General features: G+C 72.9%; 23 protein-coding genes and 1 tRNA gene. 12 read left to right on the top strand and 12 right to left on the bottom strand.

Annotated elements, in window-relative coordinates; translation table 11 throughout:
- The first annotated feature begins 4 nt into the window (after nucleotides 1–4).
- From AB0C73_RS10825 to AB0C73_RS10810, 4 genes are read left to right on the top strand one after another with little or no spacing between them, the layout of a single operon-like run.
- Nucleotides 5–439 carry a roadblock/LC7 domain-containing protein gene (locus AB0C73_RS10825; RefSeq protein WP_362527322.1) on the top strand — a complete coding sequence of 145 codons (435 nt, stop codon included), beginning with the start codon at nucleotides 5–7 and terminating at the stop codon, nucleotides 437–439.
- A 2-nt stretch (nucleotides 440–441) separates the two neighbouring features.
- Nucleotides 442–813 (top strand): DUF742 domain-containing protein, encoded by a 372-nt coding sequence (locus tag AB0C73_RS10820; protein ID WP_362528002.1) that lies wholly within the window; start codon nucleotides 442–444, stop codon nucleotides 811–813.
- Nucleotides 791–1,444 (top strand): ATP/GTP-binding protein, encoded by a 654-nt coding sequence (locus tag AB0C73_RS10815; RefSeq protein WP_362527320.1) that lies wholly within the window; start codon nucleotides 791–793, stop codon nucleotides 1,442–1,444. Before AB0C73_RS10820 ends, AB0C73_RS10815 begins: the two co-directional genes overlap by 23 nt.
- Nucleotides 1,441–2,013 carry a GAF domain-containing protein gene (locus AB0C73_RS10810; protein WP_362527317.1) on the top strand — a complete coding sequence of 191 codons (573 nt, stop codon included), beginning with the start codon at nucleotides 1,441–1,443 and terminating at the stop codon, nucleotides 2,011–2,013. Before AB0C73_RS10815 ends, AB0C73_RS10810 begins: the two co-directional genes overlap by 4 nt.
- A gap of 90 nt (nucleotides 2,014–2,103) precedes the next feature.
- Here AB0C73_RS10810 and AB0C73_RS10805 read toward each other — a convergent pair whose 3' ends face one another.
- Nucleotides 2,104–3,312 carry an acyl-CoA dehydrogenase family protein gene (locus AB0C73_RS10805; RefSeq protein WP_362527314.1) on the bottom strand — a complete coding sequence of 403 codons (1,209 nt, stop codon included), beginning with the start codon at nucleotides 3,310–3,312 and terminating at the stop codon, nucleotides 2,104–2,106.
- Between the two features lie 520 nt (nucleotides 3,313–3,832).
- Here AB0C73_RS10805 and AB0C73_RS10800 point away from each other — a divergent pair.
- A tRNA-Pro gene (locus AB0C73_RS10800) sits at nucleotides 3,833–3,909 on the top strand.
- 103 nt (nucleotides 3,910–4,012) lie between these two features.
- Here AB0C73_RS10800 and AB0C73_RS10795 read toward each other — a convergent pair.
- Nucleotides 4,013–4,666 (bottom strand): DUF1326 domain-containing protein, encoded by a 654-nt coding sequence (locus AB0C73_RS10795; protein ID WP_362527312.1) that lies wholly within the window; start codon nucleotides 4,664–4,666, stop codon nucleotides 4,013–4,015.
- 121 nt (nucleotides 4,667–4,787) lie between these two features.
- Here AB0C73_RS10795 and AB0C73_RS10790 point away from each other — a divergent pair, with 121 nt between their 5' ends.
- The 3 genes from AB0C73_RS10790 to AB0C73_RS10780 all read left to right on the top strand — a co-directional run bounded on the left by AB0C73_RS10790 (nucleotide 4,788) and on the right by AB0C73_RS10780 (nucleotide 8,712).
- Nucleotides 4,788–5,600 (top strand): DUF2182 domain-containing protein, encoded by an 813-nt coding sequence (locus AB0C73_RS10790; RefSeq protein WP_362527310.1) that lies wholly within the window; start codon nucleotides 4,788–4,790, stop codon nucleotides 5,598–5,600.
- A gap of 335 nt (nucleotides 5,601–5,935) precedes the next feature.
- A complete protein-coding gene (locus AB0C73_RS10785) occupies nucleotides 5,936–8,026 on the top strand; it encodes an RICIN domain-containing protein (protein ID WP_362527308.1) in 2,091 nt (696 codons plus the stop codon).
- 89 nt (nucleotides 8,027–8,115) lie between these two features.
- Nucleotides 8,116–8,712 carry a hypothetical protein gene (locus AB0C73_RS10780; protein WP_362527306.1) on the top strand — a complete coding sequence of 199 codons (597 nt, stop codon included), beginning with the start codon at nucleotides 8,116–8,118 and terminating at the stop codon, nucleotides 8,710–8,712.
- Here the strand turns inward: AB0C73_RS10780 and AB0C73_RS10775 are convergent.
- The 8 genes from AB0C73_RS10775 to AB0C73_RS10740 all read right to left on the bottom strand — a co-directional run bounded on the left by AB0C73_RS10775 (nucleotide 8,709) and on the right by AB0C73_RS10740 (nucleotide 17,196).
- Entirely contained in the window at nucleotides 8,709–10,184 is a 1,476-nt protein-coding gene (locus AB0C73_RS10775; RefSeq protein WP_362527303.1) for an NADH-quinone oxidoreductase subunit C, read from the bottom strand. The two genes, AB0C73_RS10780 and AB0C73_RS10775, sit on opposite strands and share 4 nt — an antisense overlap.
- A gap of 2 nt (nucleotides 10,185–10,186) precedes the next feature.
- Complete coding sequence (locus AB0C73_RS10770; RefSeq protein ID WP_362527300.1) at nucleotides 10,187–11,818, bottom strand: proton-conducting transporter membrane subunit; 1,632 nt, start codon at nucleotides 11,816–11,818, stop codon at nucleotides 10,187–10,189.
- Nucleotides 11,818–12,510: a hypothetical protein gene (locus AB0C73_RS10765; protein ID WP_362527297.1), complete on the bottom strand. Its 693-nt coding sequence runs from the start codon at nucleotides 12,508–12,510 to the stop codon at nucleotides 11,818–11,820. Before AB0C73_RS10765 ends, AB0C73_RS10770 begins: the two co-directional genes overlap by 1 nt.
- A gap of 17 nt (nucleotides 12,511–12,527) precedes the next feature.
- Nucleotides 12,528–13,472 carry an NADH-quinone oxidoreductase subunit H gene (locus AB0C73_RS10760; RefSeq protein ID WP_362528000.1) on the bottom strand — a complete coding sequence of 315 codons (945 nt, stop codon included), beginning with the start codon at nucleotides 13,470–13,472 and terminating at the stop codon, nucleotides 12,528–12,530.
- Between the two features lie 5 nt (nucleotides 13,473–13,477).
- On the bottom strand, nucleotides 13,478–15,517 hold the full coding sequence (locus AB0C73_RS10755; protein ID WP_362527295.1) for a proton-conducting transporter membrane subunit: 2,040 nt from the start codon (nucleotides 15,515–15,517) through the stop codon (nucleotides 13,478–13,480).
- Nucleotides 15,514–15,996, bottom strand: a complete 483-nt coding sequence (locus tag AB0C73_RS10750) for an oxidoreductase (RefSeq protein ID WP_362527293.1) — start codon at nucleotides 15,994–15,996, stop codon at nucleotides 15,514–15,516. The genes AB0C73_RS10755 and AB0C73_RS10750 overlap by 4 nt, the downstream gene beginning before the upstream one ends.
- Nucleotides 15,997–16,155: 159 nt before the next feature.
- Nucleotides 16,156–16,518 carry a metalloregulator ArsR/SmtB family transcription factor gene (locus tag AB0C73_RS10745; protein WP_362527291.1) on the bottom strand — a complete coding sequence of 121 codons (363 nt, stop codon included), beginning with the start codon at nucleotides 16,516–16,518 and terminating at the stop codon, nucleotides 16,156–16,158.
- A 180-nt stretch (nucleotides 16,519–16,698) separates the two neighbouring features.
- Nucleotides 16,699–17,196, bottom strand: a complete 498-nt coding sequence (locus AB0C73_RS10740) for a pyridoxamine 5'-phosphate oxidase family protein (protein ID WP_362527288.1) — start codon at nucleotides 17,194–17,196, stop codon at nucleotides 16,699–16,701.
- A 227-nt stretch (nucleotides 17,197–17,423) separates the two neighbouring features.
- On the opposite strand from AB0C73_RS10740, the gene AB0C73_RS10735 reads away from it, so the two are divergent.
- The 3 genes from AB0C73_RS10735 (at nucleotide 17,424) to AB0C73_RS10725 (ending at nucleotide 21,058) form a co-directional block, all read left to right on the top strand.
- A complete protein-coding gene (locus AB0C73_RS10735) occupies nucleotides 17,424–17,915 on the top strand; it encodes a hypothetical protein (RefSeq protein ID WP_362527285.1) in 492 nt (163 codons plus the stop codon).
- Between the two features lie 222 nt (nucleotides 17,916–18,137).
- Entirely contained in the window at nucleotides 18,138–18,821 is a 684-nt protein-coding gene (locus AB0C73_RS10730) for a vitamin K epoxide reductase family protein (protein WP_362527282.1), read from the top strand.
- 62 nt (nucleotides 18,822–18,883) lie between these two features.
- Nucleotides 18,884–21,058 carry an NB-ARC domain-containing protein gene (locus tag AB0C73_RS10725; protein ID WP_362527281.1) on the top strand — a complete coding sequence of 725 codons (2,175 nt, stop codon included), beginning with the start codon at nucleotides 18,884–18,886 and terminating at the stop codon, nucleotides 21,056–21,058.
- Here AB0C73_RS10725 and AB0C73_RS10720 read toward each other — a convergent pair.
- Entirely contained in the window at nucleotides 21,046–22,746 is a 1,701-nt protein-coding gene (locus AB0C73_RS10720; protein ID WP_362527279.1) for a translation initiation factor 2, read from the bottom strand. The genes AB0C73_RS10725 and AB0C73_RS10720 overlap by 13 nt on opposite strands.
- A 182-nt stretch (nucleotides 22,747–22,928) precedes the next feature.
- The gene (locus AB0C73_RS10715; protein ID WP_362527276.1) at nucleotides 22,929–23,591 is read right to left on the bottom strand and encodes a class I SAM-dependent methyltransferase; all 663 of its coding nucleotides are present in this window, start codon (nucleotides 23,589–23,591) and stop codon (nucleotides 22,929–22,931) included.
- A gap of 558 nt (nucleotides 23,592–24,149) precedes the next feature.
- Between AB0C73_RS10715 and AB0C73_RS10710 the strand changes: the two genes are divergently transcribed.
- The coding region (locus AB0C73_RS10710) for a cyclic nucleotide-binding domain-containing protein (RefSeq protein ID WP_362527274.1) at nucleotides 24,150–24,952 on the top strand (803 nt) is incomplete at its 3' end.

Raw genomic sequence — 24,952 nt, 5'->3', positions numbered from 1 at the left:
GTACATGGCGAGCAATGTGCCGCACGGCCATTCCTCGGATCTCGACTGGCTGCTGAGCGGCCTGGTCCAGCGGGTCCCCTACACCCGCAACGCCGTACTGCTCTCCTCCGACGGCCTCGTGAAGTCCGTGCACGGACTCGACCCCGACGCGGCCGACCACATGGCGGCGCTGGCCTCCGGCCTGTACTCCCTGGGCCGCAGCGCCGGCGCCCGGTTCGGCGACGGCGGCGAGGTCCGCCAGGTCGTGGTCGAACTGGACTCCACCCTGCTCTTCGTCTCCACCGCCGGCTCCGGCACCTGTCTCGCGGTGCTGGCCGGCCGCGAGGCCGACGCCGCCGTCCTCGGCTACGAGATGGCCATGCTCGTCAAGAGCGTACGGCCGTATCTGGTCACCCCGGCCAGGCAGGCCGCCGGCGCGGCGGGCAGTGCGGCCCAGTGACGATGGGCTCCCACCAGGAAGGGCCCTGGCTCGACGACGCGGCCGGCCGGCTGATCCGCCCGTACACCGTCAGCGGTGGGCGGACCCGGCCGACGGCCGCGCTCGACCTGCTCTCGATGGTGATGGCGACCGGCTCCCTGCCGCAGGCCCACCTGGGTCCCGAGCACAGCCTGGCCCTCGGGCTGTGCGAGGGGCCCACCTCGGTGGCGGAGATAGCGGCGCACTTAAGGCTGCCGGCCGTCGTCACGAAGGTCCTCCTCTCCGATCTCGTGGACTGCGGGGCGCTCACCGCCCGCGCCCCCCGCTTCCACGCCAACCCAACCGACCGTTCCTTGCTGGAGGCAGTGCTCGATGGCCTACGACAACGGCTCTGAGCGCCACAACGGCCCCGAGCGCCACGACCGAGGTCACGAAGGCTTCGCGAGCGACCCGTTCCCGACCGCCCTGAAGATCCTGGTGGCGGGCGGGTTCGGGGTGGGCAAGACCACCTTCGTCGGCGCGGTCAGCGAGATCGAACCGCTCAGCACGGAGGAGCTGCTCACCTCGGTCAGCGCCGCCACCGACAGCCTGGAGGGCGTGGAGTCCAAGACGACCACCACGGTCGCCATGGACTTCGGGCGCATCACCCTCGACGGGCGCAACGTCCTCTATCTGTTCGGCACCCCCGGCCAGGAGCGCTTCTGGTTCATGTGGGACGAGCTCTCCGAGGGCGCCCTGGGCGCGGTGGTGCTCGCCGACACCCGTCGCCTCCAGGAGTGCTTCTCCGCCGTGGACTTCTTCGAGCGGCGCGGCATCGGGTTCGTGGTGGCGGTCAACGAGTTCGACGGCGCCTACCGCTACGACCCCGACGAGGTGCGGGCGGCGCTCGACCTCAAGCCGGACGTGCCGGTCGTGCTGTGCGACGCCCGGATCTCCAGCTCCGCCATCCAGACCCTGCTGACCCTCGTCCAGCATCTGCTCACCAACATCCCGGCCAGCGCGCCGACCTACGGAGCCACGACATGACCTACGACCCGACCGGTCATCTGCTGCTCACCCCGATCGACCGGGACGCGCCCGCCCGGGTGCGCCGCCTGCGTGAGCTGGGACTCGGCGAGCAGCCCGACCCGGCCTTCGACGAATTCGCCCACCGGCTCGCGGAGGTGACCGGCGCCCCGTACTCGATGGTCAACTTCATCGACGAGAACCGGCAGTTCTTCGCGGGCCTGCACACCCCGGCCGGCACCCACTCGGGCACCGACCTCGGCGCCACCGCCGCCGGCAGCGGCGGCGTGGGCCGTTTCATGGCCCGCGACCACGGCTACTGCCCCCACGTGGTGGTGCGCCGCAAGGCGCTGGTCCTCGAAGACGTCTGCGACTACCCGCGGTTCGCGGGCAACCCGGTCGTGGACGAGATCGGCATCCGCTCCTACATGGGCGCGCCGCTGATCGACCGCAGCGGGATAGCGCTGGGCACGATCTGTGTCGTGGACACGGACGTACGTCCCTGGGGCCGGGCCGGCCTGGAGACGATCAAGGCGATGGCCGCCGAGCTGGTGGAGCAGATCCACCGGCGCGAGGACGGTCTGATCTGACGCTCGGTCGATCCGGCCCGTGTCGCAGGGTGCCCCGGTGTCCGGCCTACTCGCCGGACACCGGGGCATCTCTTGCTTCTTGACTGAACGTCAGACGTGCGCGGGCTCCATGGGCTCCATGCGGACCACGTCGGAGAGCCGCTCCGACCAGCTGCCCTTGTCCTGGCCGAGGGCGATCTCGGCGAGCCGGACGAGCTGGATGTCCGAGGTGCCCGCGGGCGCGAAGATGTGGAACGCGTCGCGCAGGTACCGCTCCAGGGGGCGGTCCGTGTACAGACCGGCCGCGGAGTGGATCTCCATGGCGGCGCGGCCCGAGTCGATCGCCGCCTCCACGTTGACGAGCTTGGCGTTCATCAGCTCGGCGTCGCAGGACAGGCCCTGGTCGAGCAGATGCACGGCGTGGTACGCGGCGAGCCGGGCGGTCATCAGACGCGACTGCATCTGGCCCAGCTTCAGCTTGATCGTGGGGAGTTCGGAGAGGGGCTTGCCGTAGCGGATGCGCTCGGTGGCGAAGCGGGTGGTCTCCTCCAGGATCGCCTGGTGGACACCGAGCGACACGGCCGTGAGGTTGGACCGGCCGTAGAGCACGCTGGAGGAGTACGCGACGGCGAGGCCGTCGCCCTCGTCGCCGAGCCGGTTGGCGGCGGGGACCCGGCAGTTCTCGAAGATGAGCTCGCCGAAGCTGAAGCCGTGCAGACCCATGGCGGGCTTCTGCTCACCGGTCCGGAAGCCCGGGCGGTCGGCCTCGACGAGGAAGGCGGTCAGGCCCTTCGAGCCGGGGCCGGTCCGCACCACGACACCGTGCAGGTCGCCGACATGGCTGTTGCCGACGTAGACCTTGCGGCCGTTGAGGATGTAGTCGTCGCCGTCGCGGACCGCGCTCGCCTCCATGGCGAGGACATGGCCGCCGGACTCGTACTCGGTGACCGCGATCGTGGGCAGGCACTCGCCGGCGGCGATGGCGGGCAGCCAGGTCTTGCGCTGCTCGTCGCTGCCGTAGTGCACGATCTTGGCGGTGCCCAGCTGCGAGGCCTGCACCATGGCGCCCATCGCGCCGCTGACCCGGGCCAGCTCCTCGATGATGATCGTCTTGGCCAGGTGGCCGGCGTTCATGCCGCCGTACTCGCGGCCGATGGTCGCGCCGATCCAGCCCTGGGCGGCGATCAGCCGCGACAGCTCGTGGTGGACCGTGCGGGACGCCTCCATCTCCGGTATGCGCGGCCGGACCTCACGCTCCGCGAAGTCCCGCACCTCCTGCCGGAGCTGATGATGCAGTCGGCTGCTGAAGTAGCCGTCCATACGAGTCCCTCACTACGAATCGCCTGCCCGTCGATTGGTTCGAGCAGGTGGAACATCGGCAGTGGTCCCGTCCCGAACAGGCCGACGGCTTCATCGTTCTTGATCTTTCCGGGAAGGTTCAATATCGGCACCAAGTTTGTCCGAAACCTGAACGGTTGACGTTTGTTTCTGAGTGTGTTTGGTGCGGTGTCGGCCTGCCCGGCCCGGGCGGGGGCCGTTCGGCAAGGTCGACTTTCTGCCACATGCCGACGGCAAGGGATACATGGGCATATGCGGTCGAGAGGGTGTGGGTCGGCGCATAGATCGTTTCGTCGCCGAAGGGGTGCTATGCCGGATCCGCCAGAGTCACCCGCACGTTACGGAGCGTGCGCGGTCGGCCGTGGTGTGTTCGTCCCGCTACTCACCGTGCCACCTCACGTCCGCTTGAGGGCGACCGGCAAACCGGTTCGTGAGCACCCGCCGAAGTGCGGTATTGTTCTCATGCGCGTTCGGCCAGGGAAACCCCAGGTCAGACGGGCACCGGGACGTGGCGCAGCTTGGTAGCGCACTTGACTGGGGGTCAAGGGGTCGCAGGTTCAAATCCTGTCGTCCCGACCATGCGGAAACGCAGGTCGGAGGCCGTTCTCTCATCCGTGGGAGGGCGGCCTTTCGTGCGTCCGGGGGCGCCCGGGGGCGACCGGGAGCCGCGCGACGCCGGCGCTCAGTCGGGGCCGGACCAGTCGAAGGTGATCGTCTTGCTGGACTTGCCGGTGCGGTTCCAGGCGAAGCCGAAGGCGTCGGCCTGGTCGGTGATGGCGCGGCCCCAGGTGGCGAGCTGGCCGGGGCCGGTTTCGCAGCCGGGGAGGTTGGTCGACTGCACGCGGGCCCCGTCCGGGGTAGTCGGGCCGGTGAGTGCCTCGGCGCGGGCCTCGACCCGTCCCGGGACACTGGCCCGCCAGGTGGCCAGGTCCTCGTCGATCTCCACCTCTATGGGGGCGAAGTCCATGCCCCGTACCTCGAAGGCTCCCATGCTCACCAGCTGCGCCGGCCAGCTGCCGGCCTGCCCGCTGAAGATCATCTGCAGGGCGCCCCGCTGCCCGTCGTCGGCCCGCTCGTCGAAGAGGAACGCCGCGTACGAGTCCGAGTGCTCCGCCCAGACATTGCCGACGAAGGAACCCAGCATCACCATGTTCAGGCCGTCCAGCCGGGCGTCGCCGTAGTTCCCCTCACGTATGTGCCACACCAGGATGCCTTCGCAGTCACCGGTGGACGGTGGCTGGGCGAACGAGCACGGACACGGAATGTCGCACTTGCACACGTCGAACCAGTCGCCTGCCAGATGCCAGGCAGGCACGGCTTCTGCCGCCTGTGTCATCGCTCTCACCCCTCATGCTCTCTCTTCCATCGTGCGCTCGGGCCGCGCGGGCAGCCAGTCGCGGGCGAGTGTGCGGGGCCGGGATCCGTGCTGTGCTGGAAGGGGCGGACGGGAGTGCGTCATGCGTACGGTTCAGCGGCCGGACACGAAGAGTCATCCGTTGCGGCGGGGGGTGCTGCTGCCGGTCCGGGACCTCGCCGTGGCCTGGTCGCTGATCGTCCTGATCGCGGTCCTGGCCTGGGTGCTCACCGTGGGCCAGGCCCGGGACATGGGGGTCGAGCCCGGCACGATGGGGATGGCGCTGCCGCTCTTCCTCCTGCTCTGGGTGGCGATGATGGCGGCGATGATGCTGCCCTCCGTCGCCCCGGTCGCGCTGACCTGGGTCAGGGGGATAGCCCGCCAGTCCAGCGGTGCCGGACGGGCGCTGCGCACCACCGAGTTCATCGTCGGCTACCTGACGGCGTGGACGGTGTTCGGCCTCCTCGCGTACGGAGGGCTCGCGCTGACCGGTGCCCTGGTCGACCGGGACCCGGACGTCGGGAGGTGGATCGGGGCGGCCGCCTTCGCGCTGGCCGGGCTGTATCAGCTGGGCCCGCTCAAGGACATCTGCCTGCGGCACTGCCGCAGCCCCATGGCCCAGCTGATGCGGTACGCCTCGTACCGGCCTCGGCTGCGCGATCTGCGGGTGGGGCTGCACCACGGCGCGTACTGCGTCGGCTGCTGCTGGGCGCTGATGGTCCTGCTGATCCCGCTGGGTGTCATGAACGTCGCGGCGATGGCGGGGGTGGCGGCACTGATCTTCCTGGAGAAGCTCTGGTACCGGGGTCCGCAGCTGGCCCGGGTGGCCGGTGTCGGGTTCCTGGTGCTCGCGGTGCTCGCACCCTTCCAGGACTGGCTGCTGCCGGGCCTGCAGAGCTCGATGACCCCGATGTGACGGGCCCCGCCCCCGCCAGGAGCGCCGTTGCCCCCGTGCCGGGAGCACCGTTCGTGACCGCTCCAATTCACACGGTGGAACCGTGAATTGATGCTGCGTCAATGAAACTTTCCCGCTTGTCACGGTCTTGTCACGAGATTCTGGAATTGGACTCGACCACTGGTGAGCGACGCGCGTAACTCCCTTGAAAACAAAGCGACTTGATAGGTCATCAATTCAAGAACGCTCGTGACCGGACGGACCGCACGCGGTCCGTCCCTTTTTTCTGAATACTCCGCAAAAGCCGTCTGGCAGGCTGCCGCGCACCGTTCCCTGACCAAGGAAGAGGTGCACATATGTCCGGACGGCGAAGACTCAAAAGACCCCAGCGCCGCAGGGCCCGCCGGCTCATACTCGCCGCGGCCGCCGTCGCCGTGATGGCGGTGACGGGCTCGGTCGCTTACGGGAGTCTGAACTCCGGGCCGGGGGAGAGCCGCCCGCAGCCGCTCGCCCTGGGGGAGCCCGCCGCTGCGACGGAGCCGGCGAAGGAGCCGGCGCGCGAGAAGGAACCCGAGCCGCTGACCCGGGTCCCGAAGAGCGAGCCGGGGCGGGGCCTGGTCTACCGGGGGCTGGCCGTCGCGCCCGAGGGTGACCGGTGCACGGGGGTGTACCGCACGGCCCGCGGCGAGTGCACGCACGGCCCCGACGCTCCGCCCAAGGGCGTCGACATCAAGAAGAGCATCGCGCCCGCGGTTCCGGCGACCGCAGCCGCGGTGGACCCCACCAAGGCGGGCAGCGGGCGCGGCGATTCCGCGCCCGCCGCACGCCCGGCCGCCACAGCCCCCGCGCTCGACGCCACCGCGTCCGGCAGCGCTGCCGCGTCCCGTCCGGCCGGGGGGCCGGGCGGTACGTCACAGACTCCGGCGGAGGGGCCCACGGGCCAGACCGTGCAGTGCGACGGCGACGGCAGCACCGGCAACCGCGTGCAGGTCGTCTACGCCCACGCACCCGGACGGGACCGGTACGCGCAGTACTTCGCGTCGTTCCGCAAGTGGGCGGCCGATGCCGACCTCATCTACTCCGAGAGCGCCAAGGACACCGGCGGCGTCCGGCACATCCGCTACGTGACGGCGGCCGACTGCACGCCCACCGTGCTCAACATCGAGCTCTCCGACGCCGCCCTCGCGGAGTTCAGCGCCACCAACAGGGCGCTCGCGGCCAAGGGGCTCGACCGTCGTGACCGCAAGTACATGATCTTCTCGGACACCCAGATCTACTGCGGCATCGGCACCTTCGCCGGAGACGAGCGCCCGGGCCAGAGCAACCTCAGCAACTTCGGTCCCTCCTACGGGCGTACGGACGCGGGCTGCTGGGGCGGACACACCGCGGCGCACGAACTCGGCCACAATCTGGGCGCGGTGAACAACAGCGCGCCCAACACCAGCCGTGGCGCGCACTGCACGGACGAGTGGGACGTGATGTGCTACTCGGACAGCCCGTACTACCCGCGGATGCGCACGGTCTGCCAGGACCAGAACTACGAGAACCGCCTCGACTGCAACCACGACGACTACTTCCACACCAGCCCCCGGCCGGGGAGCTACCTGGCCACGCACTGGAACATCGCCGACAACCAGTTCCTGATGCGGAGCGACAGCGGAACGAACCCGAACCCCGGTCCGACCCCGACCCCGACGCCCACACGTACGCCCACGCCCACACCGACGCCGACCGCCGGCCCCGGCACCGCGCCCACCGTCACCGTCGGACAGATCGCCGCCGACTCCGCCGTCGCCACCTGGAAGCCGGTCGCCGGCGCGGCCTGGTACCAGGTCTTCCTCGACGGGCGGGCGATCGGCTGGGTGCAGACCACCAGCGTCCGCCTCTACAACCTGAGGCCCGACACCGGCTACACCGTGGCCGTCTCCGTACGCGACACCTCCGGGCGTGACAGCGGCCGGGGCAGGGCGACCTCGTTCCGCACCGCGGGCGGCGGGGGTGGCGGCACGACGCCTCAGCCCGGCGCACGCCAGTTGTTCGTCAACGGAGCCACCGGCACGGCCGCCGAGATCTGGGGCGGGCGGAGCGCGGACAACACCGTGCTCGTCGGCTCGCAGCGCAACGGATACGCCCAGCAGCAGTGGTACGTCGACCAGGCCGGCAACGGCTCCAGCCGGATCCGTTCCGCCGTCTCCGGCAAGTGCCTCCAGGTGGGCGGCGCCCCGAGCGCCGGCATGTGGGTGGCGCAGCAGCCCTGCCGGGACGTCGCCGCCCAGCAGTGGCGGATCACGGCCGCCGGGAACGGGCGCGGCGTGACGATCGCCGCGGGCGCGAGCCGTTACGTCCTCGGCGTCAGCAACCGCCCGTACTACGGGTCCTGGCTGATCGAGCTGCAGAGCGCGACCGGCGCACCGGCCCAGTCCTGGACGGTCCAGACCGCGTCCTGAACCGCGCCTTCGGACGGCCGGCGGGCCCTGTCCCGCCGGCCGTCCCCACGCCCGCCCGTCCGAGCCTTCCTCCTCTGGAGCACATCACCATGCGCCGAACGCTTTCCGCCGCCGTCGCCACCACCCTGGCAGGGGCGGCCCTGTCCCTGACCGTCGCCGCCGGGACCGCCCTGGCCCACGGCGACACCCTGAACGTGGAGATCACCGGGCACGACTTCGGCAGGGTGCGCACGAGCGTCGTCTGGGAGAACGACCACGACCCCGTCGAGGGGAACGTCGCCGCCACGGTCAACGCCCGCAGCGCCGACGGCCGTACGGCCGGACCGTGGAAACTGGTCCGCGAACCCGCGCCCGCCACCGGCTGGACCACCGCCGAGGCACTGCCGCCCGGCCGCTGGACGGTCGTCGTCGAGGCCGGCTTCCCGGCCCTCGGCCGGGACGAGGAGGAGATCACGGTCTCCCCCGGGACCCCGGCGTCACCGTCTGCCACCGCACCCCCGGCACCCACCACGCCGCCGACCCCTTCCGCGGAGCCGTCGACCGCCTCCGCCCCGAGACCGGCCGCTGCCGGGCCTGAGCCCGAGCCCGGCCCGGGGCGCGGCCCATGGCTGATGGCAGGCGGCGGCGTGCTCGCTGCCGTCGCCGTCGCCGCCGTTGTCCTGCGCGCGCGCCGACGGCGGGGTTAGAGGTCGTTTCCCGCGTACGACAGGTTGAAGCTCTTGTTCGTCAGCGGGAAGTCGGGAACGATCGTGTCGGTCAGGGCGATAGGCAGGGCCGGCCAGTTGAAGAAGGACGGGTCCACCGGCTTCACGCGGGTGAGGTGGCCGTCGGCGGTGGTCTCGACGCGGGTGGCGAGGGTGCCGCGCCAGGACTCGACGAGGCCGACACCCGAGCCCGCGCGCGGCGTCACGGGGACGACGGCCGGGCCCGGGGCGAGACCCTCGGCGAGGTGGTCGATCAGGGCGAGGGAGACGTCGATCTCCTCGGCGCGGACCAGGAAGCGGGCGAGGACGTCGCCGGTGTCGTGGACGGGGACGGCGAGGTCGGTGTCGTACGAGAGGAAGGGGTGGGCGACCCGGGCGTCGGTGCCGGGCAGGCCGCTCGCGCGGGCGACGTAGCCGAGGCAGCCGATGTCCCGGGCGGCCTCGGCGGTCAGGACGGCGGTGCCGGTGAACCGGTCGAGGACCGTGGAGTGATGGAGGGCGAGACCGGCGATCTCGCGGATGTCGCGGCCGAGGGCGGCGAGCCGGGCGGGGGCCGGGAGGGAGCGCAGGGCCGCGCCGCCCGGGACGACTCCGCCCCTCAGCAGCCGGTGGCCGGTGACCTCCGCGTTGAGCCGGAGCAGCTGTTCGCGGACCCGCTGCGCATGGGCGTTGAGGATGCCGTGGCCGACGTCGTTGCAGAGCATGCCGAGGTCGGCGACATGGTTGTGCAGGCGCTCCAGTTCGAGGAGGAGCGCGCGGGCGCGGGCGGCGGCGGCCGGGATCTCCGTACCGGTGGCCTCCTCGACGGCCAGGCAGTACGCGAGGGCGTGGCCGACGGCGGTGTCGCCACTGATGCGTTCGGCGAGCGGCAGACCCGCGGTGACGGTCCGGCCCTGGAAGAGCTTCTCGACACCGCGGTGGACGAACCACAGCCGGGCCTTGAGCTTGAGGATCGTCTCGCCGACGACGGAGAAGCGGAAGTGGCCCGGCTCGATGAGCCCGGCGTGGACCGGGCCGACGGGGATCTCGTACACGCCGTCGCCCTCGACCTCCAGGAAGGGGTACGGCCCCTCCTGCTCGGCGAACGGCGGCGGCGGCCCGGCGTCGGGACGCATCGGGTACCAGCCCTTGGGCCAGTGGAAGTGGCGCACCAGGCGGCGGGGGAGCGGGTGACCGAGCGGGACGACACCGTGCAGGTCCCGCATCTCGCGCTCGAACCGGCCCGCGGGGAAGGAGAGATGGGCGAGCGTGGGGACCTCGGGCTTGTCGGGGTCCAGGTGCACATGGAGTTCGGTGCGCACGTCCGGAGGGCCGGCGGCGAAGAGGTAGACGACACGGATCCGGTCGCCGTTGTCGTGATGCGCGGCGACGAGGGCCAGCCGGTGTCCGCCGTCCAGCAACTCGGCGGTACGGACGGGGAGTTCGTCGATGCCGATCTCGTGGGTGGTACGCATGGTCAGTGGCCTCCGATCGCGGCGGCGGCATCGTGCAGGAGATCGGTGAGCGGTCCGGTCGCGATGCCGAGCGCGGCGCAGGCGGCCAGCCCGAGGACGAGCGGCCAGACGGCGCCCGCCGGCACCGAGGCCGACGAAGCCGACGAGGCCGACGAGGCCGACGAGGCCGCCGGAGCGGGGGAGTGGGCGGGCGCGGGGCCGAGGACCATCCGTGCGGTACGGGCGGCGAGCGCGGCGAAGGCGACCAGGACGAGCAGCAGCGCGGCCGCCGTCACCCAGCCGAGCCCGGCCGCGAAACCGGCCCGGACGATGCCCAGTTCGGAGGCGAACAGCGCGAACGGCGGGAAGCCGAGCAGCGCGAGGACCGAGAGGCCGAGGACCGCGCCGAGCCAGGGGAGCCGCGCGAGCAGCCCCCGTACCCGCCCGACGAGTGTCGTCCCGGTCAGGTTCAGCACATGGCCCGAGGCGCAGAAGGCGACCGACTTGGCCAGGCCGTGCCCGGCGATGTGCAGCAGGACGGCCGCGAGCGCGAGCGGCGTGCCGATCGCCGTGCCGAGGGCGATCAGGCTCATGTGCTCCATGCTCGAATAGGCCAGCATGCGCTTGTAGTCCCGCTGGGCGAGCAGCAGCGCGGTGGCGAGCGCCAGGGTGAGCAGGGCGATCGTGCTGAGCAGCACCCGGGTCCAGCCGTGCCCGAGGGCGGCGTCCGCGATCGTCTCGTACCGCAGGATCGCGAGGAAGGCGACGGAGAGCAGCACCCCGGACATCAGGGCGGAGACCGGGGCCGGTGCCTGGCTGTGGGCGTCCGGCAGCCAGGCGTGCAGGGGGACGAGGCCGGCCTTGGCGCCGAAGCCCAGGATGACCAGGGAGACGCCGAGCCGCGTGACGGACGGGTCGAACTCGCCGGCGTGCGCGACGAGCGTCGGCCAGTCGAGGGCGTGCGCCTCGTCGATCCCGGCATGCCGGGCGGCGGAGTACACGAGGACCGTGCCCAGGAACGCGAGGGCGATGCCGGCCGAGCAGATCACCACGTACTTCCAGGCGGCCTCGACCGATCGGCGGGTGCGCCGGTGGCCGACGAGGAAGGCGGTGACGATCGTCGTCGCCTCGACCGCCACCCACAGCACACCGAGGTTGGCCGTCACCACGGCCAGGCACATGGCGGCCAGGAACGCCTGCACCAGGGTGTGCAGCAGGGCCGTCGCCCGCGCGGAGAGCCGTTCACCGGACCCGTACGACGGCAGCGTGGCACAGGCGACGAGCGCGACGGCGCCCACGACGAGCAGCATCCACACGGTGGGCGCGTCCGCCCGGAGCAGTCCGCCGAACGCGGTGAGCGCGCCGCCGCGGGGCAGCGCGGCCGTGAGCAGCACCCCGCACACGAGGACGGCGACCGGGGACAGCACACCCCACCACGCCGTGCCCGGAGCGGGCGGCGGTTCGGGGGCCGAAGGGGCCGGCGGGGCGGGAGGCGCCTCCTCGCCCGCCGCCCCGACCAGGGCGGGCACCGGACGTGACACGTCGCGCGGCATCGCGCGCCGCAGCCGGGCGAGGGCGACGGCATGGGCGGCGGCCACGCCGCACGGTACGGCGACGGGTGCGGCGAGCACGGCAGCGGTCATGGTGGCCTGCATCAGTCGTGCAGCTCCCTCAGATCGTCGAGATCGGTGGTGCCGAACGCGGCCCGCATCCGCGCGGTGAGCAGCTGGAGGACGAGCACCGCGAGCAGGACGTCGAAGGAGACGCCCAGTTCGACGATGAGCGGCACTCCGGACGCGGCGAGGAAGGCGGTCGCGGTGATGCCGTTGTCCAGCAGCAGGAAGCCCACCACCTGGGACAGCGCGCGCCGCCGGGTGACCAGCACGAAGAACCCGATGAGCACCACCGCCAGGCCCACCGGCAGCGCACGGGTCGCCGGCGAGGGATCGAGCTCGACCAGCGGACGCGCCACCGCGTAGGCGAGCAGCGTCAGGGCCGCCGCCGCGAGCAGCGACGCCGCCACGTTCACCACGGGCCGGGTCTCCCGGGTCTCCGCGCTCCCGATGTCGTACGGATGCCGGTCCGCGGTCACGGCCGAGAGCGCCCGGCGCATCACGTACGGCAGGACCCCGGCCCGCAGGACGCCGATCCCCACCGCGACCGCGACCAGGTCCGCCCGCTCCTCGTGGATGCCCAGGAGCAGGGCGATCGCGCCCAGGGCGACGCCCTGAAAGGCGAAGATCCGTACGATCACGGAGAGCTCACGCCGCCAGAGGATCAGCACGGCGGCGAGCAGGAACGCCCCGCAGGCCAGATCGAGCAGCTGTACGTACACACTGTCGCTCATACGCGCCTCACTCCGTCTCACTCCCCGCTCAGGAAGAACGAGGCGGTCACCGCGAGCAGCGCCAACAGGAAGGAACCCGCGAGGAGTTCCGGCACCCGGAACAGACGCACCTTCGCCCAGAACACCTCGGCCGCCGCGAGCACCGAGCCCAGGACCGCCACCTTCACCACGAACACGAGCAGGGCGAGCGCGAGGGCGCCCGCCGAGGCCGAGGTGGCGATGCCCCACGGCGCGAACAGCGAGGCGAGCAGCCCGAGCAGCACCATGAGCCGCATCTGCGCGCCCAGTTCCACAAGGGCCAGGTCCCGGCCCGCGTACTCCAGGACCATCGCCTCGTGCACCATCGTCAACTCCAGGTGCGTGGACGGATTGTCGACCGGGATACGGCCGGTCTCCGCGAGCACCGCGACCGCGAGGGCCGCCGCGGCGAGCAGCCCCGCCGGCGACGCCAGCCGGTCCGGCTCCCGCACCGCACCGTCGACGATCTCGGGCAGATTGGTGGTCCCGGCCGGTATCGACAGGGCGAACACCGCCATCAGGAGCGTCGGTTCGACCAGGGCCGCGATCGTCATCTCCCGCGACGCCCCCATGCCGCCGAACGCGGTGCCCGTGTCCAGACCCGCGAGCGCCAGCGTGACGGTGCCGAGCGCGAGCAGCGCCACCACCAGGATCAGATCCGCCCGCCCCGCGACCGGAGTCCGGGTGGAGAGCAGCGGAACGAGCGTGGCGACCACCAGCGTCGTCGCCACGAGCAGCGCGGGCGCGGCACGGAACGCCGGACCGGTGCCCGCCGGGGCGATCGGCTCGCGGCGCAGCAGCTTGCGGGTGTCCCGCAGCGGCTGGAGCACCCCGGCCCCCGCCCGCCCTTCGAGCCGCGCCCGCACCTGCCGCATCAGACCGGTGAGCAGCGGCGCCCCGCCCACCACCGCGCCCGCCTGCACGGCGACCGCCGCGTACCCCATGACGCTCACCAGCCCACCACCAGCACCACGAACAGCGAGAGCAGCCCGAGGAATCCGTATCCGAGATAGACGTGCACACTGCCGCCGGCGAGGCGGCGGGCCGCCCGCCCGGTCCGGGCGAGCCGGGCGAGCAGCGGGTCGTAGAGACGGTGCTCGACCCGGTCCGGCACCCGTGCCCGGAACCGTACGCGCTCGACCAGATACACCGACTCGCGTACGTGGGTGACGTCGACGTCCTGCTCGGGAGCGAGCACGTCGTCGAAGACGCGCTGCAGGGGCTCCGCGAACGAGGTCGCCGTGTACGCCATGCGCGGGGTCGGGGAGCCACCGCCGCAGTCCCACAGCCTGGCCCTGCGCCGCCGGTTGCCCAGGATCCGGGGAAGGGCCGTGACAAGGAGGAACACCGTGGCGAGGCCGAGCGCCACCCACAGCGGCGAGAGCGCGGCCGAGATGTCGCGCAGGCGTACGCCCAGACCGTCGTCCGCCACGGCCCCGGTGCCTGTGACGGAACCGCCGGCCGGCAGCCGCACGGCGGCGACCGCCCGCCCGAGGCCCGGGGCGAGCAGCCCGGGCAGCAGCGCGAGCACCGCGCACCCCAGCGCGAGCAGGCCAAGGCCCGCCAGCATCAACGGCGGTGCCTCCTTCGCCTGTTCGGCCCGGGTGCTGCGCGGGCGGGCGAAGAAGCCCACCCCGAGCGCCTTCACGAACACCGCCGCCGCCACGCCCGCCGACAGGGCGACAAGGCCCACCGCGAGCGGCAGGGCGATCGCCACCTCGATGCCCGGCATCTCCAGACCGTGGATCAGCGACTGCAGCAGCAGCCACTCGCTGACGAAGCCGTTCCCCGGCGGCAGTGCCACGGCGCCCAGCGCACCCACCGCGAAGAACGCCGCCGTCACCGGCATCCGGGACCGCAGCCCGCCGAGCCGGTCGAGGTCCCGCACCCCCGTCGCCCGGACCACCGCACCGGCGGAGCCGAACAACAGGGCCTTGAAGGCGGCATGGTTGACGACGTGCAGCAGAGCCGCGGACAGCGCGAGCGCCGCCAGACCGCCGTCGCCGGACGAGGCGAAGAGACCCGCCGCACCCGCGCCCACGAGCACGAGACCCAGGTTCTCGGCCGTCGAATAGGCGAGCAGCCGCTTCACGTCCGACGAGATCGCCGCCTGGAGGATCCCGTACACGGCCGAGATCCCGCCGATCGCCATCAGACCGAGCCACCACCAGGACGGCCCGCCGCCGAGCAGGTCGAACCCGGTGCGCGCGATCCCGTACACCCCGAGATTGACCATCGCCGCGCTCATCAGCGCCGACACCGGACCCGGCGCCTCGGGATGCGCCCGGGGCAGCCAGGCGTGCAGCGGAACGGCGCCCGCCTTGGAGGCGAACGCCGCGCCCGTGAGCACGAACACCGTGCCCCGTACGGCAGGCGACAGCTCCCCGGCCCGGGCGCGGAGCACGTCGAAGCCCTCCCCGCCGGCCCGCGCCGCGAACAGCGCGAAACCCGCGAGCAGCAGCACCAGACCGAGATGGGTCATCACCGCGTACCAGAGACCGGCCGCGCGCACCTCCGCCCGCGACCGGTGCTCCACCAGGACCAGCAACAGCGAGGAGACCGCCATCAGTTCCCAGGCCAGGAGGAAGGTGGAGACGGAGGCGGCGGCCGGTACGAGCACCAGGGTGAGCGCGAAGAGCGGCAGCACCGCCTGCGCGGTGCGGGACGCGAGCCCGAGCGGCCCGTGCCCGGAGGCGTAACCGATGGCGTACACCGCCACCGCGGCGACCACCGCGCCCGCCACCGCCATGAACAGCCCGGACAGCGCGTCCACCTGCCACACCGTGCCCGCGAGCGGAAGGAGTCCCGGCAGCCGCCCGCCCCACTGCTCCCCGCCCAGGGCGCCCACGCCGGCCGCGCAGCCCGCCGCGCCGACTCCGGCCGTGCACACGCCCGCCACGACGAGCCGCGCCCGGGCCGGCAGCGCGGCCCCCGCCACGGCGCCCGCGGCGGCCAGCGCGCCGGCCGCCCCCAGGCCCGCCGCGATCACCGGCCGGTCACCCGGCGCAGTGCGGCCACGATCGCCGCCGGTTCCGGCGGACAGCCCGGTACGGCCAGATCCACGGCCACGACGTCGGAGACCGCGCCCTCGACCCCGTACCCGCCGGCGAACTCCCCGCAGTCGATCGCGCAGTCGCCGACCGCGACGACGATCGGCGGCTCGGGCATCGCCTGGACCGTGCGCCGCAGGGGCTCGGCCATGTTCCTGGTGACCGGCCCCGTCACCAGGGCCACGTCCGCGTGCCGGGGCGAGGCGACGAGCCGGGCGCCGTACCGCTCGGCGTCGTACACGGGGTTGAACGCGGCGGTGATCTCGATCTCGCAGCCGTTGCACGAGCCCGCGTCCACACAGCGGACCTGGGCCGAACCGCCGAGCGCCCGGGCCTGTGGGAGTGGCGCGTCGGCGGGCGCGGGCGGTGCCGGTTCGGCCACCCGCCCGGTGGTACGGATCTTGCGCAACAAGCCCATGAACGCCCCTCCCAAGGGTGGTGAGGACACTCCTCCGCGGCGGCTAACGGAGTTCTCGGTAGCCGGAGTTACGGAACTTTCCCTGCGCTTTGCGTGCTTTGTTGAGATTTTGATCTACGAGGGGGTTACGGGACCGGGACCGGGACCGGAGCCGGGGCCTCAGGCGGGTGGGGCGGAACCCGGTGGCGGAACCGGAGACGTCGCGCGGAGGTCGGCGAGGAGTTCGGCCTGGCCGGCGAGCACGCCCGAGAGGATCGAGCGGGCGACGGTGAGCAGCTCGGCGACCTGCGGGTCGGTGAGGGTGTAGTGCACGGCCGAGCCCTCGCGGCGCGCGACGACGAGGTTCGCGCGGCGCAGGACGGCGAGCTGCTGGGAGAGGTGGGCGGGCTCGACGCCGACCTCGGGGAGCAGCTCCGAGACCGCGTACTCGCGCAGGCTCAGGAGCTCCAGGACCCGGATGCGGACCGGGTGGCCGAGCGTCTTGAAGAACTCGGCCTTGAGCTGGTACAGCGGTGTGCTCACGCGGCCCACCGCCCGCAGGGCCTCCCGCGCCCTCGCCCTGTGTGTCGTGTGCGTTCAGAACCGTTCGTCATGGCACTCATCCTCGCGGCTCCAGGTGGTGCTCATGAAGTCGACAATTGCCAAGATTAGCAATTCGGAAGGTCAAGGGCGGGGCGTTTCGTCGTTTCGGGGAGGGGGCCGTCAGTCGGTCTCGGCGACGTGGACGAGGCGGATGCCGGTCACCAGGTCCGGGCGGATGCGGACGACCTGGTCCATGGTCTGGTCCGACCACGGGGTGAGCAGCCGCTCGTAGCGGGCGAGGTCGTCGGGGTCGGTCACCAGGTGGCAGTAGCCGGTCACCACGGTGCTCCAGCCGAGGCGCGTGGTCGTGTCGATGTCGTCCGCCTCGTAGGCGACGACGACGCCGCGCGTACCGGCCTCCTTGGTGCTGAGCACCAGCGCACCGCTCTCGTGCGTGCGGATGATGATGTGCCCGTCGTCGACGATGTGGTTGACCGGGCGGATCGCGGGCAGCGCCTGCCGGGTGAACACGATCCGGCCCAGGGGCGCACCGGCCAGCAGGCGCAGGGCCTCGTCGGGATCCAGCGGGACCGTGCGGCGGCGCCCGCTGTCGGGCGCGGCGGGGGCGCTGGGCGCCGGGCCGGCCGGAGCGGGGAAGCGGGTCGGACTGTCGTTCATCGGGTGCGTCCTGAGGGCGGAAACGGAGGGGGAACGGAGGCAGAGGGATTGCCGGCGGGAATGCCGGAAGGAATGTCGGAGCGGCGGGCGGACGGATGGACGGTTTCAGTAGACGACCCGCCGGGCCGGGGCGGAAGGGTCGTTCGGCCCTTGTCGTGCGTCCGAGCGGGTCGGTTCACTGCCGGGGGTGAGGATGTCACAGCGGACACGCGAAGGGTGAACAGACGGTGATCGTCGCGGTGGGACACATCGATCTGAGCGGGGCGGCGCGGGCCGCGGTCGAGGCGGAACTGAGTGCCAGACTGGCGGAGCTCCCCGCGGGGCAGGCCGGTCTGGTACGGGCCGGGCGGGGGATCCCGGCCCTGTTCGCCCGGGCGGCGAAGGCCGCCGGACACCGCCTCGTCGTCACGTTCCCCGCCGGTGCCGCCGCTCCTGAGGAGCTGCCGCCGCGCGACCGCCTCGCGGCCGGGGACCTGCTCGCGCTGGCGGACGAGGTGCGCCTGCTCGCGTACGACCCCGCCGACCGTGACGCCTGTGTCTGCGCCGACGAGCAGCTGGTCAAGGGATGCCGGCACCTGATCGCCGTCTGGGACGGCTCGCCGTCCAACGGCAAGGACGCCACGGCGCACCTCGTGGCCTACGCCCTCGCCCGCGGCATCCCCGTGGATGTCGTCTGGCCGGACCACGTCCGCCGCGAGGCGGCGGCGCCCACGCGCTAGCGGCGCGGCGGCGGCGCGGCGGCGTACGGGCACGTGACCTGGGACCGGGGACCCGGCACCGGGACCTGGAGCCTGGGGTCGAACACCTGTGGGCGGGCCGTTCGGCCCTTGGGAGCGGTGGCGCGGTTCGGCTTCACTGCGGAGCATCCCTGGCATGGCGGCCGCCGGGCCACCCGGGCCGGGGCACCCATTCCCCGACGTCACTGAGGCGGTACGAACCCGATGGCCCACACCCCCACGACCGCCCGGCATCGCCCACCCCGCAAGCGGGAGGAGGGCGCGCCGGGAACCGGAGCGGCACCCGGGACCGCGGCGGCGGGCGCCGCTGTCGCCGGATCGCGTGCGTTCGCCTGGCTGCTGATCGTCACCGGCGCCCTGGGCACGCTCGCCTCGTTCGTGATCACCATCGACAAGTTCGAGCTGCTCGCGAACCCCGGCTTCAGCCCGTCCTGCAACCTCAGCCCGGTCGTGTCCTGCACGAACGTGATGACGAGCGACCAGGCCTCCGTGTTCGGCTTCCCGAACCCCATGGCCGGCCTCGCCGCCTACCCCGTCGTCGCCTTCATCGGGATCGCGCTGCTCGCCGGCGCCGCCTTCCGCCGCTGGTTCTGGCTCGGCCTGAACGCGGGCACCGCGATCGGCTCGGTCTTCTGCATGTGGCTGATGAGCCAGGCGCTGTACGAGATCGGCGCGCTGTGCCTGTGGTGCGCGCTCGCCTGGGCCGCCACCATCGCCATGTTCTGGTACACGACCGTCCACAACCTGCGCCACGGAATCCTCCGGGCACCGCGCGGACTCGTCGCGGGCGCGCAGGAGTTCCACTGGGTCGTGCCGGTCACCTGGTACCTGGTCATCGTGATGCTGATCGCCACCCGCTGGTGGGACTACTGGCAGACGCTGCTCTGACCCGAGCCGTGTCCGGGCGGTGGCGCCCCGTCAGACGGCCTGCCACCCCCTAGGGTTGGGGCATGGCGGACGAGACGCGCAACAGTCTGGACGGGCGGGCCGAGGTCGTGGTGCAGGCCGGCCGCATCGGGGAGCTGCACCAGCATGTGTACGGGGACGGCGCGGCCACCAGGGCCCCCGTCCCCTTCCAACTCCCGCCCGCGCCCGTACGGTTCGAGAACCGCGACGTCGAACAGGCGCGCATCGCACGGGCCGTGGAGGCGCACGCGGCCGAGGCGGGGCCGCTCGTCGTCGCGCTCACGGGGATCGGCGGGGTCGGGAAGACGGCCCTCGGGTTCCATGTGGCGCGCCGGCTCACCGACGCGTATCCCGACGGAGTGCTCTACGTCGACCTGGACGCGCTCCGGAGGGACGGAACCGTCGAGGTCGCGGACGCCGTCGGGGAGCTGCTGACCGGCCTCGGGGTCGACCCCGACTGGCTGGAGCGGTCGTTCGCGGGGCGCACGAAGCAACTCTGGACCCGCACCCGGGACAAGCGGCTGATCGTGGTCGTCGACAACGCGCGCCTCGGGAGCGAGGTGCTTCCGCTGCTTCCCGCCTCGGACCGGAGCCTGGTGATCGTCACCAGTCAGGGCGTGCTGTACGACCTCGACGGGACGGCGGCGGTGGAGGTCCCGGTCGGTCCGCTGGGCGTCGAGCACGCGGTGCGGCTGCTGCGGCACCTCGTGGCGGATCCGCGCCTCACGGACGAGCCGGACGCGGCGGCGCGCCTCGCCCGGGAGTGCGGCGGACTGCCGGCCGCCCTGCACGTGGCGGGCCGGTGGGTACGGCGCCACCGCAGGCGGAGCCTGTCCCGGCTCGTCACCGAACTGACCACGGAACTGCACGGGAAGGGCATCCCGATGGTCGAAGCCGTGTGGGACGCGGCCTACGCGTCGCTGCCTCCGGAGGCAGCGCGCCTCTACCGGCTCCTCGCGGAGCTGCCCGGCCCGGCGGTCGAGGAGCCGGCGGCCGCGGCGCTGCTCGGCGCGGACCCGGAGACGGCCGCGGACGCGCTGGAGGAACTCCACACCGCGGGGCTGATCGAGGAGGCTGCGGGTGCGGGTGCGGGTGCGGGTGCGGGTGCGGGCGCCGGCGCCGGCGCCGCGTGGCGGATGCACGACCTCCTGCGCGGTCACGCGGGGCGCCGCGCACGGCGCGACGACCCGGACGGCGCCGACCGGGACCGCGCCCGCCGTGCCCTGATCCGCTGGTACCGGCGCCAGGCCGCCCGCGCGGACCTCCTGGCCGCCGGCCCGCGGATGACCTTCGGCGAGATCCCCGAGGCGGTCTCCGACCTGGTGCCGGACATCGAGTTCGCCGGCAAGGCGGAGGCCCTGCGCTGGCTGGAATCACAGCGCCTGGCCCTGTACGGATGCGTGCGGCTCGCTCACGAGGCCGAGCTCTTCGAGGACGCGTGGGCGCTGTGCGAGCCGCTGTGGACCAGCTTCCTCGACCATCCCCACTACGCCGACGCCATCGACGCCTTCCGGACGGGCACTGCCGCGGCCGACCGGACGGAGTTCCTGCCGGCGATGATCCGCATGCGCTGCCAGCTGGCCCGCCCGCTGTGGGAACAGGAGCGCCACGAGGAGGCCGCGGAGCACCTGCGGCACGCCCTCCACGCCTCCGAGTCCCTGGGCGAGGACCCCGCGGAGCGCAGGCTCAGGGCCTCGGCCGTCGAGTTCCAGGGCCTCCTGAAGGCCGAGACCGGGGACTGGGCGGGTGCCGCCGCCGACTTCGAGACGGCCAGGGCCGTCCACGCGCGGATCGGCAACGCGTACGGCGTGATGCTCCAGACCTACCTTCTCGGCCGCACCGCCCTGCGCAGCGGCGCGTACGAGGAGGCCGTCAGGCATCTGGAGACGGCCCACGCGAGTGCGGCGGAGCAGCGCCGCGAGCGGATGACCGCACGCACCGGCTTCGAACTGGGCCGCGCCCTGCGCCTGGCCGGACGGCCGGACGAGGCGCTGCCCCTGGTGACCGCCGCGCTCGACAGTGCCCGCGCCCGTGGCTCCCGTACGGACGAGGTCCGGGTCCTCACCGAACTCGCCGCCCTGGCGGAGGAGCGCGGCGACACCGAGACCGCCGAAGGACACCGCGCGAGGGCCCGGGACATCACGGTGCGGGCCGGCGGCGTCGTACCGGACGAGCGGAACTCGTCGGACTCGTCGAGCTCGTCGTCTCAGAGCTCGTAGTCCAGGTCTTCCGGGCGGGCCGGGCCGAGCCGCACGCGGACGACCGCGGTCCCGACGACGCACGTCAGCGACCGCTGCCCGGTCGCGCGGCCCCCGGCTCCGAGCCAGGCGTGGACCGCCGACGCCACGGCGGGCGGATCGGGGTACGTCACCCGGCCGCCCTCCCGGTGGGGCTCCACGCTCACGCTGAACAGCCCGGCCGCGCGGTGTCTGAGCAGCAGCCGCCCGTGCGTCAGGACCGCGGTGGCCGTGCGGCACCCCGGGTACTCCGTGAGCGCACGGGCCGTCCAGCCCTCCGCGGTCCATGCGGTGCGTGCGTACGGCGTCTCGGGGGCGCCGGTTCCGGCGCGCCGCCACAGGACGGCCGCGCTCTGGAGCGGGCGCGGACCGGCCGTGGGGTCCTCGGCCGCGAGGTGGTGGGGCGCCTGCCGGCTGTGGACGGGGAAGCGCCGTACGGAGACCTGTCCGTCCGTCGGCTCGGCCCGGACGACGAAGGCCGGCGGGCGGCGGGGCGCCGAGCCCGGGCTCGGGAAGGCGGCCGCTTCCAGGGAGTGTGCGGGTGGGCGCAGCCCGAGGAGCGGGTAGAGCCGTTCGCGCAGACGCGTCAGTGCCTGCCCCTCGTCCTCGCGTGCGAACGCGTGCGCCGCGTGGGCGCGCGGGTCGTCGGCCGGGGAAGTCGTGTGCAGCGCCGCCTCCAGATCGGTGGCGGAGGCGAGCTTCGGCGCGGAGTCGAGGAGCCGGGCCATCGGGCTCCCGGGCAGCAGCTCCTGCCCGCCGTCGTAGGCGTTGACGACCCGCCGCCCGAGTGCGGCGGCGTAGAGCGCGGTCGACCCGTGGTCGCTCACCACCGCGTCCGCGGCCACCAGGAGCGCCGCCCACTCCTCGTACGGACGGGCGAGGACGAGCCCCGCGTCGAGCGCGGGCGCGAGATGCCGGGCCAGGTCGAAGGACCCGGTACCGCTGTACGTGTTGGGGTGGACGACCAGAGCGAACTGGTACGCGTCGTGCGGGTGGTGCCCGGTGAGTTCGGCGGGCAGCTCCGTGCGTCTGCCGAGCAGCGATTCCGCGCCCCAGGTGGAGGTGAGGACGACGAGCCGGCGCGAGCCCGTACCGAGCGCGTCGCGGTACGCGTCCCGGCGCGGGACCGAGGCGAGGAGCCGGTCCAGGGTGGGGTCGCCCACGACGGCGGCGCGGTCCGCGGCGGGCGGGCAGTGGGCGGCGAGGCGGGTGACCTGGTCGCCGTGCGCGAAGGCGTGGAGGTCGGCCCAGGGGGTGCCGTCGGTCCGGAGGAGATAGTGGGGGTCGAGCCCGGAGGCCACACCCGTCGAGCCGTCGTCACGGACCGCCTTGTTGAACCCGGCCCCATGGGGCAGCAGCACCCGCGGACCGCGCAGCTCGTGCAGATCTCCCTTGGGGCTGGCCGCGAGGATCAGATCATGGCGGGCCCGGCGGGCGTCCTCCCAGGCGAGGACCCGGGCGCCGGAACGATCCAGCGCGGCGAGCGCGTCGACCCCGAAGTCCGACCCGGGCACGAGCGTGAAGCGGACCTTGACCCGGGCGTCCCCCCGGAACACGGGCAGCACGTCAAGGACCCGGTGCAACGCCGCGGCCGACCGTACGGCCACGAGCACGACCCGCTGCCGGCTGCCTGCGCGCTGCCCGCTGCCCGCTGCCCGCTGCCCGCCCAAATGGTCAAGCCTACCCTGACCAGGCGTTTTCCGGGGTACGGAATCAGCCGAGGAAACGGGATCGTGGGCGGACGCCTGCTGCGGCATGGCGTTGATCGTACCGCTGGCGACCACGGAGGCCGGACGGGGCGGCGGACCGCCAGGGGCGAGCGGCACGCTCGACGGCTTGAGATCGCGGTGGATCAGCCCTCCGCCCCGGCCGGGCGCCGCGCGTAGCAGAACAGGTGCTCCTCCGGAGCGGCGGACGGTCCGGCGGGACGGAACTCGGAGACGGCCTGGTGCAGGATCTCCAGGCCGCAGTCCTCGCACAGCAGCCGCACGTACTCCTCGGCGGAGAAGCTGGAGACCCGGGCCCGGTGGCCCATGAAGACGATCTCGACGTCCTCGACGTCGGCCGGGACGGTCGCGCCGACCAGAAGGCCGCCCGGCTTCAGCCAGCCGGCCATCCGGTGCAGCGCGCCGACGGCGCCGGCACGGCTCATCATCAGGAGCGGGAAGAAGGAACAGACGGCGTCGAAACCGCCCTGCGGGGCGTCGAAGTCCCGTACGTCGCACTGCTCGAAGCGGGCCTCCGGCACCTGGCGCCGGGCGAGCTCCACCATCGCCCCCGACACGTCGATGCCGGTGACCTCGTGCCCGGCCCGGGCGAGGAGCTCGGCGACCGGGCGCCCGGTGCCGCTGCCGACGTCCAGGACCCGGGCACCTCGCGGGAGCCGGGCGTCGAGCCACTCGACCGCCGCCAGCTGCTCCGGCACCTGCCCGAACGCCTTCTCGTAGTCCGCCCCGAGCCCGTCGAACAGCTCGGCCGCCGACAACACCCGCTCCCCGGCGCCCACTTCATCCATGTCGCGTCCCTCCCGCGGGCCGCGCGGCCCGCTCGTGGACCCCTACCCAGGAGTGCGGAAGCCGACGCCCGCCTGCCCCGACCCCGCTCGGACTCCTCTTCGCCCGGTAGGGGCACTCTGGGCCGTCCGGGGGTGTTCACCTCCCCGGACCCGTCGCACGCGCGGGCGGACCGAAGGGCGTGGCCGAAACCGGGCGGCCCGACCCGAATCGCACCGCTCGTTCGGCGCAGGCCGTCGTGCGCCCCCGGCCGGCGGCTCTCCGATGCCTGACCAGACGGATCGTCAACCCCATTCGTTCACAGGTGAGTTGTGAGAGGGGCGCGCGGCATTCTCCGTGCGCCCCGACGCACCCTCCCGGGGTGGCTCGAATGTCGTCACCGGCCGGATAAACCCCGCGATCTGCAAGATCACTGCTTCGAGGTAACGGCGCCGTTCCGGCTGGGCAGGGGGTCTCTCCCGGCGGCTACTGTTCCCCCGGATCTGGACGGAATCCCACGTAATCCCACGGAATCCCAGAGATCGTGTCGGTTTTTCCTCTTTCCAAGGAGCGCTCGACCCATGACCGTTGAGACCGGCCCGGACACGGAGCTGGAGCCGCCGCGGCCGCAGTCCAGCCTGAGCACCGCGGCAGCCCGGAACCTCGCCACCACGACCAAGTCCGCCCCGCAGATGCAGGAGATCACCTCCCGGTGGCTGCTGCGGATGCTCCCCTGGGTGGAGACGAAGGGCGGCGCCTACCGGGTGAACCGCCGGCTGAGCTACACCGTCGGCGACGGCGTGATCGAGTTCGTGCAGGACGGCGCCAGCGTCCGGGTCATCCCCCGGGAGCTCGGCGAACTCGCCCTGCTGCGCGGCCTCGACGACGAGGACGTGCTGCGCGCCCTGGCCGACCGCTGCGTCCAGCGCGACTTCCGCGCCGGAGAGGTCATCGTCGAGCGCGGCGCCGCCGCCGAGCAGATCCACCTGATCGCCCACGGCCGGATCAGCCAGACCTCGGTCGGCAAGTACGGTGACGAGGTGGCCGTCGCGGTCCTCGCCGACGGCGACCGGTTCGGCGAGAACGCCCTTCTGGACACCGACTCCAGGTGGGACTACACCGCCACCGCCGAGACCCCCGGCACCCTGCTCACCCTCTCCCGCGCCGACTTCGCCGCCGTACAGGCCCAGTCCCCGGCGCTCGCGGAGCACATCCACGAGTTCAGCTCGCTGCCCGCGCAGCGCCAGAACAAGCACGGCGAGGCCGAGATCGCCATGTCCTCCGGGCATGTCGGCGAGGCCGAACTCCCCGGCGCCTTCGTGGACTACGAGCTCAAGCCGCGCGAGTACGAGCTCTCCGTCGCCCAGACGGTCCTCAAGGTCCA

It is taken from the genome of Streptomyces sp. NPDC048623, assembly GCF_040650755.1.
GTDB lineage: Bacteria > Actinomycetota > Actinomycetes > Streptomycetales > Streptomycetaceae > Streptomyces.
Note: the sequence above shows the minus strand (reverse complement) of the source record. Positions and strands in the feature narration are given on the sequence as shown.